The 1,084-nt window shown below is 43.5% G+C and carries 2 protein-coding genes and 1 pseudogene; 2 read left to right on the top strand and 1 reads right to left on the bottom strand.

Annotation, left to right across the window (positions count from 1 at the left end):
• Together A3738_RS30800 and A3738_RS31860 are read left to right on the top strand one after the other, a co-directional pair.
• Positions 1-316 (top strand): hypothetical protein (locus tag A3738_RS30800; protein WP_068763512.1); only part of this gene is annotated, 316 nt, incomplete at its 5' end.
• Positions 317-517: 201 nt separating this feature from the next.
• Complete coding sequence (locus A3738_RS31860; RefSeq protein WP_231876576.1) at positions 518-736, top strand: hypothetical protein; 219 nt, start codon at positions 518-520, stop codon at positions 734-736.
• Positions 737-797: 61 nt separating this feature from the next.
• On the opposite strand, the pseudogene A3738_RS30795 reads toward A3738_RS31860, so the two are convergent.
• Positions 798-1,084, bottom strand: a pseudogene (locus tag A3738_RS30795) (protoheme IX farnesyltransferase); the annotation flags it as partial.

Here is a 1,084-nt window from a genome sequence, read left to right as displayed (position 1 = left end):
CATGTTTAAAGGAGAGGTCCGCATTTACGGCTCTACCTATAACGAAGCGATCTATGCTTCCGATGGCACAACGGTTATTGAGAACCCAACGGATTGCGAGAAACAAGCTGTACTCGATGCTTTAGCTTTGATCGATCCAGATAAAACGGCGGCAGAAGGCGTGCGCTTAACATTTGTGCCTGACACCAATTACGACATCACCTACCAAACCGATGCTGACGGCCAACCGGTTCTTGATGAAAACGGTTTACAAATTATCGATAGCGAACCAACCCCACTATATACATATCAGGGCACGGCATCCGCCATCCCATAATCATCTAACGCAATGCTTCTTCTGGCCTCTGCTATAGTTAATCTAGCGAGGCCAAGGCTAACTAAGAGGAAGAATTCCGTGTCGACCCCATCCATTGCCCATACCATTAATGAATTCATGAGCTTTAGTGAGTTACTAGATGACGCTTACTGAGAAGCCTCATCGATCACAGACAAAGACTTCATTTACGATATACACAGCATGTTCTTGTTAGAGATTGGCGAACTTAATAAGCTCAGCATACAAGACCATCACTACCCCTATGAATTTATCACTGAAGGAATTCGTCGCATCGTGCCGAAGGTAGAGGAGCTAGAACAACGTTTAAGCAACTTAATTCCGAGAACAAAAACGCTCATAGATATGCGCGACATCCTGTCGAATATTTTGGTAATCCTGGAAGCTCAAAACGAGTTTTAGAGGAATCTTTGGTGGAGGACAGAGATGGCAATGAAACCCTCGGCCCTCCACACAAACCAAATTACATGGCGACCATCATTGGCCATGTATAGTGATCAACTAATAACGCAACAAACAACAGCATCAAATAAGTGATCGAGAATTTAAAAGTATTGATCGCATCATGCTTATGATGATTTCGAATCATGCGCACAGACCACTGAATAAAGCGCAAGCCAAGTAACACTGCAGAAACTAAATAAATCTCTCCGCACATACCCGTCAAGTACGGAAGAATAGTTACTAACAACAAGATCACGCTGTATAGCAAAATGTGCAACTTAGTGTATGACTCTCCATGCGTGACTG

This window comes from Oleiphilus sp. HI0066, assembly GCF_001635725.1.
This window is presented reverse-complemented; position numbering and strand designations above follow the sequence as displayed.

Bases quoted from the DNA above. Each gene is read 5' to 3' on its own strand.
- A3738_RS31860 (WP_231876576.1), top strand. From the start codon at position 518: ATGTTCTTGTTAGAGATTGGCGAACTTAATAAGCTCAGCATACAAGAC.